The organism is Nonomuraea sp. NPDC050404, from assembly GCF_040655495.1.
In the GTDB taxonomy this organism is placed as follows: domain Bacteria; phylum Actinomycetota; class Actinomycetes; order Streptosporangiales; family Streptosporangiaceae; genus Nonomuraea.
Genome location: NZ_JBFAKB010000001.1, coordinates 1,106,863 through 1,120,769 on the forward strand (window position 1 = coordinate 1,106,863; position 13,907 = coordinate 1,120,769).

12 protein-coding genes are annotated in these 13,907 nt (G+C 72.0%); 5 read left to right on the top strand and 7 right to left on the bottom strand.

Features of this window, described 5'->3' with window-relative positions:
• The first annotated feature begins 20 nt into the window (after positions 1 to 20).
• Both AB0I81_RS04865 and AB0I81_RS04870 read left to right on the top strand, forming a co-directional pair.
• Positions 21 to 1,160, top strand: coding sequence for a cytochrome P450 (locus AB0I81_RS04865; protein ID WP_360649937.1), 1,140 nt, complete (start codon positions 21 to 23; stop codon positions 1,158 to 1,160).
• Positions 1,161 to 1,284: 124 nt separating this feature from the next.
• The gene (locus AB0I81_RS04870) at positions 1,285 to 3,219 is read left to right on the top strand and encodes a protein kinase (RefSeq protein ID WP_360649940.1); all 1,935 of its coding nucleotides are present in this window, start codon (positions 1,285 to 1,287) and stop codon (positions 3,217 to 3,219) included.
• A 56-nt stretch (positions 3,220 to 3,275) separates the two neighbouring features.
• On the opposite strand, the gene AB0I81_RS04875 is transcribed toward AB0I81_RS04870, so the two are convergent.
• A complete protein-coding gene (locus AB0I81_RS04875) occupies positions 3,276 to 4,181 on the bottom strand; it encodes a D-isomer specific 2-hydroxyacid dehydrogenase family protein (protein WP_360649943.1) in 906 nt (301 codons plus the stop codon).
• Between the two features lie 158 nt (positions 4,182 to 4,339).
• Here AB0I81_RS04875 and AB0I81_RS04880 point away from each other — a divergent pair, with 158 nt between their 5' ends.
• A complete protein-coding gene (locus AB0I81_RS04880) occupies positions 4,340 to 5,224 on the top strand; it encodes an alpha/beta fold hydrolase (RefSeq protein WP_360649946.1) in 885 nt (294 codons plus the stop codon).
• 54 nt (positions 5,225 to 5,278) lie between these two features.
• On the opposite strand, the gene AB0I81_RS04885 is transcribed toward AB0I81_RS04880, so the two are convergent.
• Both AB0I81_RS04885 and AB0I81_RS04890 read right to left on the bottom strand, forming a co-directional pair.
• Positions 5,279 to 5,899, bottom strand: a complete 621-nt coding sequence (locus AB0I81_RS04885; protein WP_360649949.1) for a bifunctional 4-hydroxy-2-oxoglutarate aldolase/2-dehydro-3-deoxy-phosphogluconate aldolase — start codon at positions 5,897 to 5,899, stop codon at positions 5,279 to 5,281.
• Positions 5,900 to 5,960: 61 nt separating this feature from the next.
• Complete coding sequence (locus tag AB0I81_RS04890; RefSeq protein ID WP_360650218.1) at positions 5,961 to 6,866, bottom strand: sugar kinase; 906 nt, start codon at positions 6,864 to 6,866, stop codon at positions 5,961 to 5,963.
• 165 nt (positions 6,867 to 7,031) lie between these two features.
• Between AB0I81_RS04890 and AB0I81_RS04895 the strand changes: the two genes are divergently transcribed.
• Positions 7,032 to 8,243 (top strand): MFS transporter, encoded by a 1,212-nt coding sequence (locus AB0I81_RS04895; RefSeq protein ID WP_360649952.1) that lies wholly within the window; start codon positions 7,032 to 7,034, stop codon positions 8,241 to 8,243.
• Here AB0I81_RS04895 and AB0I81_RS04900 read toward each other — a convergent pair.
• Genes AB0I81_RS04900 through AB0I81_RS04910 form a run of 3 tightly spaced genes read right to left on the bottom strand, consistent with a single transcriptional unit; the run spans position 8,225 to position 11,624 of the window.
• A complete protein-coding gene (locus AB0I81_RS04900) occupies positions 8,225 to 9,112 on the bottom strand; it encodes a PfkB family carbohydrate kinase (RefSeq protein ID WP_360649955.1) in 888 nt (295 codons plus the stop codon). The genes AB0I81_RS04895 and AB0I81_RS04900 overlap by 19 nt on opposite strands.
• Positions 9,109 to 10,134 carry a LacI family DNA-binding transcriptional regulator gene (locus AB0I81_RS04905; RefSeq protein WP_360649958.1) on the bottom strand — a complete coding sequence of 342 codons (1,026 nt, stop codon included), beginning with the start codon at positions 10,132 to 10,134 and terminating at the stop codon, positions 9,109 to 9,111. The genes AB0I81_RS04900 and AB0I81_RS04905 overlap by 4 nt, the downstream gene beginning before the upstream one ends.
• Positions 10,135 to 10,139: 5 nt before the next feature.
• Positions 10,140 to 11,624 carry a glycoside hydrolase family 13 protein gene (locus tag AB0I81_RS04910; protein ID WP_360649961.1) on the bottom strand — a complete coding sequence of 495 codons (1,485 nt, stop codon included), beginning with the start codon at positions 11,622 to 11,624 and terminating at the stop codon, positions 10,140 to 10,142.
• 243 nt (positions 11,625 to 11,867) lie between these two features.
• Here AB0I81_RS04910 and AB0I81_RS04915 point away from each other — a divergent pair, with 243 nt between their 5' ends.
• Complete coding sequence (locus tag AB0I81_RS04915) at positions 11,868 to 13,166, top strand: ATP-binding cassette domain-containing protein (RefSeq protein WP_360649964.1); 1,299 nt, start codon at positions 11,868 to 11,870, stop codon at positions 13,164 to 13,166.
• A gap of 3 nt (positions 13,167 to 13,169) precedes the next feature.
• Here the strand turns inward: AB0I81_RS04915 and AB0I81_RS04920 are convergent, their stop codons facing one another.
• Positions 13,170 to 13,817, bottom strand: coding sequence for a Uma2 family endonuclease (locus AB0I81_RS04920; protein ID WP_360649967.1), 648 nt, complete (start codon positions 13,815 to 13,817; stop codon positions 13,170 to 13,172).
• Positions 13,818 to 13,907 lie beyond the last annotated feature (90 nt).

Below are 13,907 nucleotides of genomic sequence, written 5' to 3' on the forward strand. Positions count from 1 at the left end.
CGGATCGCCGGAACACGCACGTGCCTAGGGGGCTGCCCAAGGCCACCCTGCTGGAGAGCCTGCGCCTGGCGCCGGCCCTCGTCCCGCCGGGCACCCCCCACGTGACGCCCGGCCGCGACGTGCTGCGCTCCCGGGCGCTGCTCACCGCCCTGGAGTCCCGCTACGGCGGCCGCCCCGTCCTGGTACGCGGCCCGCGCGGCCGGGCCCTGCTGGTCATGTCCAAGCGCGACGCGCTGCGCGTGCTGGGCGAGGACGACGCCTACGCCCACACCCTGGAGGAGCGCCCTTTCGGCCTGCCCACGGACGTGCTGCGCCCGCGCTTCATCGAGATCGCCCAGCAGGAGGCCAAGGCGCTGACCGAAGGCGTGGTGGAGCACCCGAGGCTCAACGCCTGCTGGGAGCGGGTGGCCAGGCGCTGCGTCTACGGCGACGGCGCGGCCGGCGACGAGGAGCTCACCAGGCTGCTGACCGGCATCACGCGGGCGGGCCGGTGGCGGCGGGGGCGGCGCAAGGAGATCCTGGCCGGCCGGTACGACGCGCGCATCATCGACCACCTGCGCCGCGCCGAGCCGGGCAGCCTGGCCGGGCTGATCGCCGAGACGCCCGAGTTGGAGTCGCGCGGGCTGATGCAGGCCGCGTTCTGGCTGATGGGGCTCGGCTCGATCGCCGCGGGGCTGACGCAGACGCTGGCGCTGCTGGCCGCCCACCCCGGCCACCGCAAGGCCGCCCGCAAGAACTCCGACCACCTGCGCGCCTGCCTGCGTGAAGGGCTGCGCCTGTGGCCGCCGGTGCCGGCGCTGTCGCGGGTCACCACCGCCGAGACCGAGTGGTACGGCAGCACCCTGCCCGCCGGCACCACCGTCCTGGTGCCGGTCGCGGCCCACCAGCGCAGCCCGCGCCTGCCGTACGCCAACACCTTCGCCCCCGAGATCTGGCTGGACGGCACCGCCGCCGACGAGTGGTGGGCCATGCCGGGCTGCGGCGGCGTGCACCTGACCCTCGCGGTCGGCACCGCCTTCCTGGGCGGCATCCTGCGGGTGGCCCGCCCCAAGCCGGTCGGCCGGCTGCTCTCACCGCACCGCCCGCTGCCCCACGCGATCGACGTGGCGCGGCTGCGGGTGACGATGCGGGCCGCACGACGCGACCCCGCTGGGGGTTAGTGGCCGACGGACAGGCCCTGTCTCCGTTAGAGTCTGGGGTACAAACGGGATGCCAGGCGGCGGAACGGTTCGGGTTGCCATTCGGGTTGCCAGCGGAACGAACCGGCGGGAGGAACGGTTCGGTTTGAGAAGGGATGACGACGGCGAGAGGGCGGCGACGTTGGGGCGCTCCGGAGGCACTCCTCTGCAGCCGGATGACCCGCCGGCGATCGGCCCTTATGAGCTGATCAGCCGTATCGGCTCCGGCGGCATGGGCGTGGTCTACCTCGCCAAGGCGGCCGACGGCCCGCGGGTGGCGCTCAAGGCGATCCGGCGCGACTACACCGCCGACCCCGTCTACCGGGCGCGTTTCCACGAAGAGGTGTCCAACGCGCGCAAGGTGGCCTCGTTCTGCACGGCGCGCGTGCTCGACCACGGCGAGGACAACGGCGTCCTCTACCTCGTCACCGAGTACATCGACGGCATCTCGCTGGAGGACCACCTCATCGAGCACGGCGCGCTGTCGCCGTCGGTGCTGCACGCGGCGGCCGTGGGCGTGGCCGCCGCGCTGACCGCGATCCACGCGGCGGGGCTGGTGCACCGCGACCTCAAGCCGGCCAACGTGATGCTGACGCTGGCCGGGCCGCGGGTGATCGACTTCGGGCTGGCGCGCTCGACGCACGTGGACTCCCGGCACACCAACGCCGGCATGGTGATGGGCACTCCCGGGTGGATCGCTCCCGAACAGGTCTTCGAGGGGCGTACGAGTCCGGCGGGTGACGTGTTCGCGTGGGGGTCGCTGATCGCCTACGCCGGGCTGGGCGGGCATCCGTTCGGCGAGGGGGACGCGTACGTGATGGCGGCCAGGGCCCGGCAGGCGCCGCCCGACCTGCGCGGGCTGCCCGCGCCGCTGGACCGGCTGGTCGCCGCGGCCATCCACCCCGACCCGGCGCGGCGGCCCGCCGCCCGGCAGCTCCTGCTTGAGCTGGTGGAGGCGGCCGACGAGCCCGCGGCGCAGCTCGCGGCCACCAAGCACCTGACCAACACGTGGAACCCGTCGGAGTTCGGCCCGCTGATGCCGCCCCCGCCGCCCGTGGACCGGCCCGCCCAGGCTCCCCACCCCGCCCAGGCGCCCCGGCCCGCACGCCACCCCGAGCAGCCCCGGCCGCAGGCCGAACGACCGGGCCCCGGCGCGTCCCGCCCACCCCAGCAACCGCCTCCCGCCGAGCGAACGGGTCCCGGCGGGGTCCGGATGCCCCAGCAGCCGCCTCCCGCCGAGAGGACAGGTCCCGGCGGCGTCCGCAGGCCGCAACAACCGTCTCCCGCCGAACGAACGGGACCCGGCGGCGTCCGCAGGCCGCAACAACCGCCTCCCGCGGAGCGTACGGGCCCCGGTGGGGTCCGCATGCCGCAGCAACAGCCGCCGCACCCTGAGAGGACAGGTCCCGTGCCGGGTGCCGGGCGCGTGCCGCCGCCGAACCCCGAGCGGACCGGCCCGGTCCCGGGTACCGGGCGGGTGCCGCACCCGCACCAGACGGGTCAGGGGCCGCTGCCGCACCACTCGACCACCGGTCAGGGACCGCTGCCCGGCTACCGGCCCGCGCGGCCCAAGCGGGGCGTGTTCGCGGGCTGCCTGACCGTGATGGTGGTCGCGGCCGTGCTGATGGTGCTGCTGATCGCCGGGCTGTTGTGGATGTTCAACGGCTCGCCCGCCTCCGGTGCGGACGGCCCGGTCATGGACGGCAAGCTGAGCTTCGCCGTGACGGGTGCGAAGTGTCCCAAGCCGGCCAAGGGCGCGACGAAACGCACCTGCCAGATCGGCTTACAGGTGAAGAACGTCGGCCAGGAGGCCAGGGTGCTCTATCCCGGCCAGCAGAAGCTGATCGACGAGGACGACGAGTCGCACGGCGGCACCAAGCTGCTCGACAAGAGCGGCAAGGAGATCACGCCGATCCGCATCGAGGCGGGTCAGGCGTTCACCGGCGCGCTGGTGTTCGAACTGCCGAAGGGCCTCGAACCGGCGAGCCTGGAGGTGCACGACTCAGGGCTGAGCACCGGAGCCAGGCTCAACCTGGACTAGCCCGCACTGCCCGGCCTGGAGCAGCCCGCACCGCCGGCCTTGATTAGCACCTGAGATCAGAAGCCCTGTTTCGGGGAGACCACGCCCTCCAGCGGGGCGCCCGCGCCGAAGCGCCGCACGTTCGAGGTGACCCGCTCGGACAGGCCGCGCCAGTAGGCGGGGCGGGGGTTCGCGGAGTGCGGCGTGATCAGCACGTTGTCCAGTTCCCAGAGCGGATGCCCGTCCGGCAGCGGCTCCGGGTCGGTGACGTCCAGCGCCGCCCCGCCGATGCGGCCCGCGCGCAGCGCCTCCACCAGGTCATCGGTGACGACGAGACTGCCCCTGGCCACGTTCACCAGCCACGCGTCCTGCCGCATGAGAGCGAACTCCTCCGCCCCGAGCATCCCCCTGGTGCCGGGCGTGGCGGGCGCCGCGACGACCACGTAGTCGGCCTCGGGCAGCGCCTCGCGGTAGCGGGCGCGCGGCAGGATCTCGGCCGCGCCGGGCACCTCGCCGCTGTCGGTGACCGCCACGATCCGGCAGCCGAACGGCTTCAGCAGCGCGATCAGCGCCCGCCCGATGCCGCCGCAGCCGACGATCGCGACCGTGGAGCCGGCCAGTTCCCTGGAGGTCTTGGGCCCCCAGGACGTGGCCCTGGCCATGCGGTGCAGTTCGCGGGCGGCGGCCAGCATCAGGGCCAGCGCGTGCTCGGCCACCTGCGGCCCGTAGGAGCCGGTGGCGGCGGTGAAGACGGGATGGTCGGTGATGACTCCGGCGTCGGCCCACCGCTCGACGCCCGCGTGCGGGAGCTGCACCCAGCGGATGCCCTCGTGCAGCATGGAGCGCACCTCGTCGGGGTCGTCGTTGCCGAAGTAGACGATCGCCTCGGCCTCCGCCAGCGGTACGAGGCGGCCGCCCGCACGGCGTACGGCGTCGATGAGGGCGGGTACGGGTTCGGGGCCGACGTGAACGGCGACGGTCATCGGGCAGCCTCCCGGTCGTTACACATAGATCGCGAGTGAGCATATATGGCACCCGATGTCCGGATGAGCGCCACCCCCTTTCTCATGCAGTCGCATTGAATAAACGGGCGCGGCCTGTTTACAATGCGCATGCATTAAAAAAAAGGGGGCAGGCGGCGATGCCGATCGAATGGGCGCGGAACAGCGAGCTGGAGCTGGCCTACGAACGCATGGGGGCGCGGGACGGGGAGCCCCTGTTACTGATTATGGGCATGGGTCTGCAGATGGTGGCGTGGCCGGACGGGTTCTGCGACGCGCTGGGGGCCAAGGGGTTCGCGGTGGTCAGGTACGACAACCGGGACGCGGGACTGTCCTCGCAGCTCACCCGGCGGGGGCGGCCGGGCCTGCTCAGGGGGAGGAAGGGCGCGGCGTACGAGCTGGCGGACATGGCCGACGACGCCGTGGCCGTCATGGACGCGCTCGGCTGGGAGGGCGCCCACCTGTTCGGCGCGGCGGTCGGCGGGACCATCGCGCAACTCGTCGCGCTGCGCCGCCCCGAACGGGTGCGCACGCTCGGGCTCGCCGCCGCGTACGCGGGATCGCGGCGCGGCCAGGTGCACACCGGGGCGGCCGTGCGATCGATGCTCGGCAAGCTGCTGCGGCGCTACCCGCCCGGCCGGGAGGGCTCCGCGCGGGCCCTCACCGACATGGCACGGTCGGCGGCCTCACCCGGCTACCCGTTCGACGAGGAGATGTGGCGGCAGATGGGCCTGACCTCCTACGACCGGCGCCCCGACCCCGGTCCCGGCCTGATGCGCCAGTTCCGCGCCTTCCGGGCGGCCGGCGACCTGCTGCCGAGGCTGGCCGGCATCACCGCGCCCACGCTCGTCATCCACGGCGAGGCCGACCCGATGGTGCGGGTCGGCGCGTCCCGGGCGATCGCCGACGCCATCCCGGGCGCGCGCATGAAGCTCTACCCGGGCATGGGCCACGACCTGCCCCGCGACCTGTGGCCGTCGATAGCGGACGAGCTGTGGACCCTGGCCGCCACCACACCGACCTGAAAGCGGTCAGCTGGCCTGCTTGCAAAGCGGACAGCGGACCTGCCTGAGAGCCGGTCAGCGGGCCTGTGCCAGCCGGGCGAGCAGCGCCGTGACCCGCTCCCCCGCCGCCTGTGCGCCGCCCGAGGTCAGCGCCGAGCCCATGCCGCAGGCCACGGCGCCGGCCTCGATCCACTCCTGCGCGTTGTCCAGGGTCACCCCGCCCGTGGGGATCGCCGGAGTCTGGGGCAGCGCGGCACGTACATCACGCAACCAGGACGGCGACACGACCGAAGCCGGGAAGATCTTCACGGCGTCGGCGCCCTCCTCCAGGGCCCGTACGATCTCCGTCGGGGTCGTCACACCGGGGAAGACCGGCACGCCATAGCGGTGCCCCGCGCGGATCACCTCGGGATGCAGGTTGGGCGAGACGAGGAAGCGCGCCCCGGCCTCCACGGCGGCGCGGGCGGCGGCCGCGTCCAGCACCGTGCCGGCGCCGACGAGGGCCTCGGGCCGCTGCTCGGTGAGCCGCGCGACGGCGGTGAGCGCGCGCGGCGTGGTGAGCGCCACCTCCACCGCCTTCAGCCCGGCGTCGAGCACGGCCTCGGCGGCGGCCACCGCCTCCTGCGGCCCGGCGCTCCTGACAATGCCGAACACGCGCTGCTCGGTGACGGCCTGGACGATCTCCCAGCGGTACATGACTCCCTTTCCAAGGGCGGACGGTTTCAGGGCTTCCAACGGTGGACGGTGTCCACGACATCTAACGGTGGACGGTGTCCACGGCGTCGGTGAACGCGGCCAGCGCGCGGTCGAGGCCGGCCCGGTCGGGCAGCCCGTCGATGTCGTTGGCACACTGCACCACGAGTGCCGCGACGGCCGCCGCCTCACGCAGGCACACCTCCCGCGGCACCCCGCGCAGCAGCCCGGACAGGAACCCGGCGGCGAAGGCGTCCCCCGCGCCGACGGGATCGGTCAGCGGCACGGTGAACGCCTCCTGCCGCAGCTCGCCGCACGTGGCCGACTTGTCGCGCCGCTTGACCACGACCAGCCCGCCGAGCCCCGCCGGGTCCACCTCCAGCAGCTCCAGCTCATCCTCCCCCGCCAGCACCACGTCGGCGCGCCCGAGCAGCGGCGCCACACGTTCGCGCCACCGTTCGGGCGTGCCGAGCTTGAGCCTGATGTTCGGGTCGAACGAGACCGGCGCGCCCGCCTCGGCCGCCAGGTCGAGCAGCCGGAGCGTGGCCCGGTGCGCCGTGTCGGACAACATCGGCGTGATGCCGGTGACGTGTACGAGCCGCGCCCCGCGTACCATCTCGGCGGTCAGCTCGCCGGGCGTCAGCCGGGAGGCGGCCGAGCCCGCGCGGTAGTACTGCACGTCGATGGCCCTGGCCGGGTGGCTGTCGCGCAGCAGCAGCCCGGTCGGGGCGTCGGGGTCGACGACGGCGTGGCGGGTGTCGATGCCCTCGGCGCGCAACTGCGCCAGCACGGCCCTGCCCGCCGGGTCCGCGCCCACCCGGCCCAGCCAGCGCACCTCGTGGCCCAGCCTGGCCAGCCCCGCCGCCACGTTGCTCTCCGCGCCGGCGATCGAGCGGCGGAACGCGGTGGCGCGCTCCAGCGGGATCCCCGGCTCGGCCAGCATCAGCAGCATCGTCTCGCCGCACACCACGACGCTCAAAACCCACCTCTTTCCAGGACTTTCGGCGGAAATAATACTATTAAATGTCCCGACTTATCAGGCTCTGACGCGCGAACTTAGGTCAAACAGGCCCTCTTGGCCACAAGACGCCCATGAGTGACGCTAAAGCGGGCGATCGATGCGGGGGCATTGCTTGTGAGGCGTTCATTCATCATCTTGCTGGCCGCCAACGCTCTTTCCGTCACCGGGAACGTCCTGTCCGTCCTCGCCGTCCCGTGGTTCGTGCTGGAGACCACCGGCAGTGCCGTACTGACGGGAGTGGCCTCGTTCACCACGACCCTCCCCATCGTCATCTCCGCCGCCTTCGGCGGCACACTCGTCGACCGGGTCGGCCACCGTGCGGGCAGCATGCTGTCCGACCTGGTCAGCGGCCTCATCGTGCTGACCATCCCCGTGCTCTTCCTCACCACGGGGCTCAGCTACCCGTTCCTGCTGGTGCTGCTCTTCCTGCGCTGGCTGGCGGCCACCCCGGGCGAGACCGCGCGCAAGGCCATGCTGCCCGACCTGGCGGCGGCGGCCGGTGTGGGCCTCGAACGGGCCACGGCGGCCTACGACGGCGTCCACCGGGGAGCCTCGATGGTGGGCGCGCCGCTGGCCGGGGTGCTGATCCTGTGGATCGGGCCGAGCACCCTGCTGCTGGTGGACGGGGTGACGTTCCTGCTGTCCGCGCTGCTGGTCGGCGTGGGGATCCCGCGCATGAAGCGGCACAGGCGCGACTCCGGCGGGTACGCGGGCGACCTGCGGGCCGGGCTGGCCTTCCTGCGGCGGGACCGGCTGCAGTTCAGCGCCACCGGGATGATCGTGGTGACCAACCTGCTCGACGCGGGCGTGACGCAGGTGCTGCTGGCCCTGTACGCGCGCGACGTGGCCGGCGACCCCCGTGCGTTCGGCCTGCTAGCCGGCGTGCTGGGGGCGGGGGCGATGGCCGGGACCATCGTGTACGGGGCGGTCGGCGGCCGATTACCCATGCGGCTCACGTTCGGATGGTGCTTCCTGGTGGCCGGGGTGCCGCGCGTGCTGGCGCTGGCGCTGGGCGCGCCGTTACCCGTGGCGCTCGCCGTGACCGCGGTGTCCGGGTTCGCCGCGGGGGCGATCAATCCCATCCTGGGCATCCTGCAGTACTCCCGGACCCCCGCCCCGCTGCGGGCCCGGGTGATCGGCGCCATGTCGGCCGCCGCGTACGTGGGCATGCCGATGGGCGGGCTGCTGGCCGGCTCGCTGACCGAGTTCACCGGCCTGAGCACCACGCTCTTCGTTTTCGCCGGCGTCTTCCTGCTGGTCTCCGTGCCGCCCTTCGTCTGCCGGGCCTGGCGGGAGCTGGACCGCCCTCAGCCGGCGGAGACCTGAGCCCTGGCCAGGAGCAGCGCCTCGGTGATCGGGGACTCGTGCGTGCCCGGCACCGTGCAGGCGTGCGCGCCGGCGATCGCGCCGAGCCGTACGCACTCCTCCAGCGGCCTGCCGCGCAACGTGCCGTACAGGAATCCGGAGACGAACGCGTCGCCCGCGCCGTTGCTGTCGGCCACGGGGGCGGGCGGCGGCTCGGCCGGGAAGGCGCGCACGCCGCCGGCGCCGTCGCGGGTCAGGACGAGGCAGCCGTCGGCGCCGCGCGTGCACACGACGGTGTGGGCGCGCCCGCGCGCGATGATGTCGCGCATGGCGGCGGCCGGGTCGCGGAGGGCGGTCGCCGACAGGAACACCAGGTCGCAGCCGTAGGCGAAGTCCTTGTGGTAGTCGTTGACGCCGTCCCAGTCGTGCAGGTCGGTGGAGACGGGCATGCCCGCCAGGTCGGGAAAGACGTCGCGGCAGCGGTCCGTGATCGACATGTGCGCGTGGCGGGCGCGGACGCCCGCGTAGAGCGGCCTGGGCAGGCGCTCGCCCGGCGTGGCCTTCGGGTCGTGCAGCGAGGTGCGCCGCCCGTCGGGGCCGACGAGCAGGACGCTGCGCGTGGTGCCCGCCCGGGCCGTGCCCCAGCGGCAGTCGAGGTCGCGCAGCGCGTGGCGGATCAGCGCGCCCTGCGGGTCGTCGCCGATGAGGTCGGCGAAGGTGACGCCGAGCCCGAGCGCGTGGCAGCCGAGCGCCACGCCGGAGCCGGTGTTGCCGATCCGGTCCACGATCGGGGGCACGTGGTAGGTGTCGCGGTAGGGCAGGGGCAGTTCGGGCACGTAGACGGTCGAGTCGACGCCGGAGCCGCCGAGGACCAGGACGTCGGTGGTCATCGGTTGACGAGGGGGCCGGAGCCGGTGGAGCCGCGTACGACGAGCTCCGGCTGGAAGATCAGCTCGACGTGCTTGGCGGGCGCGCCGTTGACCTCTTCGAGCAGCGTCTGCACGGCCGCCGACGCCATCGCGCCGATCGGCTTGCGCACGGTGGTCAGCGGCGGGTCGGTGAACGCGATCAGCGGCGAGTCGTCGAACCCGACCACGGACACGTCGCCCGGCACGGACAGCCCCTGCTGCCTGCACGCGCGGATCGCGCCCAGCGCCATGAGGTCGCTCGCGCACACGATGCCGGTGCAGCCGCGCGCGAGCAGTTGCGCGGCGGCGGCCTGGCCGCCCTCGACCGAGAACAACGAGTGCGAGATCTGGTCCTCCACGTCGTCCGCGCCGAGCAGTTGCGCCATGGCCTGCTTGAATCCCTCGATCTTCCTGATCACCGGCACGAACCGGCGAGGCCCCAGCGCGATGCCGATGCGCTCGTGGCCGGAGTCCACCAGGTGCTGCACCGACAACCGCGCGGCCATGCGGTCGTCGGGCGAGATGAAGGGCGCGTCGATGTGCTCGCTGTAGCCGTCGACCAGCACGATCGGCAGCCCGCGGTCGGTCAGGCGGGTGTAGCGGTCCATCCTGGCGGTGGTGTCGGCGTGCAGCCCTGAGACGAACACGATGCCGCTGACGCCCCGATCGACCAGCAGTTCGGTGAACTCGTCCTCGGGCGCGCCGCCGGGCAGCTGGGTGCACAACACGGGCGTGTAGCCGTGCTGGGTCAGCGCCTTCTCGATGGCCTGCGCGAAGGCGGGGAAGATCGGGTTGTCCAGCTCCGGCGTCACCAGGCCGATCAGCCCGTTGCTGCGTTGCCGCAGACGGGGCGGGCGCTCGTAGCCCATGAGGTCGAGCGCGGTCATCACCGCCTGACGGGTGGCGGCAGAGACGCCGGGTTTGCCGTTGAGCACCCTGCTGACGGTGGCCTCGCTCACCCCGGCCTGGGCGGCGATGTCGGCTAGGCGAGCGTGACCGTTCATGGCAGCTACTTTACTTTCCACCAGGCCGTCGAATCCGCTGCTCCGGGGACATCGGAGGCGAGCAGGAGCCGCCCCTCGACGCCGAAGTCCACGGGCGTCGCGGTGAGGTTGACGGCGCAGACGAACGTGCCTTCGGACAGGGTCCTGGAGAAGATGAGCGTGCCCTCGGGCGAGTCGTGCCAGACCAGCGCGTCGTCCCGCTCGAAGTCCAGGTCGCGGCGCAGGTGCAGCGCCTGCCGGTACAACTCCAGCGTCGAGCCCGGCACGCCCTGCTGGGCCTGCACGCTCAGCTCGCCCCACGCCTCGGGGATCGGCAGCCACGGCTCGTCCCAGCCGCCCTCGCGCGTCCAGGGCAGCGGCACGCGGCAGCCGTCGCGCCCGCTGTCGGGGTCGCGCAGCCGCTGCGGGTCCTGGCACAACTCGGCCGGCAGGTCGAGCACCTCGGGCAGGCCGAGCTCCTCGCCGTTGTAGAGGTAGGCGGAGCCGGGCAGGGCGAGCGTCAGCAGCGCGGCGGCGCGGGCCCTGGCCAGGCTGCCGTGGCGGGTGACGTGCCGCTTGACGTCGTGGTTCGACAACACCCAGGTGGTCGGCGCGCCGACCGAGCCGGCGGTGGCCAGCGAGGAGTCGATCACGGTACGCAGCTCCGCGGCCTCCCACGGCGCGAACAGGTAGTGGAAGTTGAACGCCTGGTGCAACTCGTCGGGGCGGACGTACCTGGCCAGCCGCTCGGGCGTCGGCGCCCACGCCTCGGCCACGCCGATCCGCTCGCCCGGATAGGAGTCGAGCACCCGCCGCCAGGCGCGGTGGATCTCGTGCACGCCGTCGTTGTCGAAGAACGGCACCGGCTCCCTGCCGACCATCGTGGCCTGGTTGCCGTGGCCGACGTCGGGCAGGCCCGCCGGCTTGACCATGCCGTGCGCCACGTCGACGCGGAAGCCGTCCACGCCCAGGTCGAGCCAGAAGCGCAGGATCGACTCGAACTCCCCGCGCACCTCCGCGCTGTCCCAGTCGAGGTCCGGCTGGGACGGGTCGAACAGGTGCAGGTACCACTGCCCGTCCTCGACCTGCGTCCACGCGGGCCCGCCGAAGATCGACTCCCAGTCGTTGGGCTCGTCGCGGAAGATGTAGCGGTCGCGCCGCTCGCCGCGCAGCGCCTGCTGGAACCAGGGATGGGCGGAGGAGGTGTGGTTGGGCACGACGTCCACGATGACCCGCAGGCCGTGGCCGTGGGCCTCGTCGATGAGCGCCTTGGCGTCCGCGAGCGTGCCGAACAGCGGGTCCACGTCGCGGTAGTCCGCCACGTCGTAGCCGAAGTCCGCCATCGGCGAGGTGTAGAACGGGGTCAGCCAGATGGCGTCCACACCCAGCCCCGCCAGGTACGGCAGGCGATCGCGAACGCCGATCAGGTCACCGATCCCATCGCCGTTGCCGTCGGCGAAGCTGCGCACGTAGACCTGGTAAATCGCGGCGTTCCGCCACCAAGCGGTCATGGTTTCCCCCGAAGTCATCCCCCGAACGTTCCGACTATGAAAGCTCTTTCCGCAACTTTACGCAAGTCCTTCCACACGCCACAGATTGGGAAAGGAAGGTGTAGGGATGCCCAAAACACCCGTCCGAAACGCCCAGACAAGAGAATCTTTTATGTCAAGGGTGGACATGTAGCGTTAAGGCGCGATGTACTACCTCTTCTATCAGCCTCGTCACAGGTGACACGCGCGCAAGGTAGTGGGGCCATGAGCTCGGTCGTTCTCGACAAAGTGACCAAGGTGTATCCGGGCGACTACCTGGCAGTCGACCGGCTGAGCCTCCAAGCGAGCGACGGCGAGTTCCTCGTCCTCCTCGGCCCCTCGGGGTGTGGCAAGTCCACGTTACTCCGCATGATCGCCGGCCTGGAGGAGATCACCGAAGGGGACCTCTGGCTGGACGGGGAGATCGCCAACCACCTGGCTCCGCGCGACCGCGACGTGGCGATGGTGTTCCAGAACGGCGCCCTCTACCCGCACAGGACGGTCCGCGGGAACATCGCCTTCCCGCTGGAGATCGCCAAGGCCGACCCGGCGCTGGTACGCGAGCGGGTCACCGAACTGTCCAAGGCGCTGCACATCGGCGAGACGCTGGAACGCAGGCCCGGCACGCTGTCGGGCGGGCAGCGGCAGCGGGTGGCGATGGGGCGGGCGATCGTGCGGCAGCCGAAGTTGTTCCTCATGGACGAGCCGCTGTCCAACCTGGACGCCGGCATGCGCACCGAGTTGCGGATGGAGATCTCGGCGCTGGTCAGGTCGCTCGGCGTCACCACGGTCTACGTCACGCACGACCAGGTGGAGGCCCTGACGCTGGCGGACAGGATCGCGATTCTGAATCGCGGGGTCCTGCAGGACGTCGGCACTCCGGCCCAGATTTACAACGATCCAGCGACGGCTTTCGTGGCCGCTTTTCTCAACTCCCAGCAGTTGAACCTGTTGGCGGCCGGTGTCAGGACGCCGCAGAACCAGTATGTGATGCTCGATTTCGGCCCTCATCAGTTCACGATGCCCTGGAGCGATCCCAGGGCGTACGCCATCTCGCAGCACACGGGCGGGCAAGTGCTGGTCGGGATGCGGCCGGACGGGCTGGCGCCGGTGCCGGAGTCGTACGAGGGGCCCTCGTTCTACGGGCGGGTCAGGACGCTGGAGTACCACGGGCACGAGTGGCTGGCCTACCTGGAGTGCGGGATGCCGGCCGTGCCGGTGCCCGAGCCGCCGGACCCGCGCGGGCGCGGCGGGCGGCGCAACGGCGGCAGGAACGGGTCGGGCAAGCTGTCCGGGCTGGTGCGGCGGCTGCTGACCCGCGAGGAGGAGGAGCAGGCGCCGCAGGAGCAGGAGCAGACCGGCCAGCACCCGAACAGCGGCATCCACCGCCGCTCCGACCTGATCATCCGGCTGGGCAACCGGCCCATCTGGCGCGCGGGCGACGCCGCCAAGGTGGCGGTGGACCTCTCCCGCATCATGATCTTCACCCAGGACGGCGCCCGCATCGACCCCCCACGCCGGTAACGCCTACCTGCGCGAACCGGTGAGCGCGGCGGGATCGAAGGCGATCCGGAACGGCAGGTCGACCGTGAGCGTGTCTCCCGCCTTGGCCTCCGCGAGCAGCTCGTAGCCATGGGCACCGAGCCGGAACACCTCGACCCGTGGCGCCGGGTCGCCCTGCAACTCAACCCTCATGAAGAACGGGATGCCGCCCGCGGCGTATTTGGGCGGCTTCATGTCGTAGTGCCGCCGACGCGCGCCAAGGCCCGGACTGACGATTTCGACGACGCAAGTGACGCTGCTCGACGACAACCTGGTCACCCCGGAGAGCATCGCCTCGGAACGACCCACCACGATGTCGGGGATCAAGCCATCTTCGCCCACCTGGAGGTTGCCCGTCTCCACGACCTCGCAGTCCTGCGGGCGTGCATCATCCAGGATGCTCAGCAGGCGCTTGGCGGCGATCGCGTGATCGTAGCCGGGCATGGGACTCACCAGGAAACTCCCGTCGACCAACTCGATCCGCTCCTCAATTTCGGGGAGCTTGAGCCAGTCCTCCACGGTGTACTGATCCCGGGCGCTTGGCATGGAGAAGAGCCTGACCCGCCCGGGCGGCGGATGGGCACACAGCCAGCCGTCATCCGGCAGGGCGGTCATCGTCTCATCGCCTTCCATGCATAAGAACCTCGCACTGACAACCATGGGAAGCCGATTGTGCCCGTTCGAGCACGTCGAGTGACGAGATCACATTACCGTGGCTTTGTC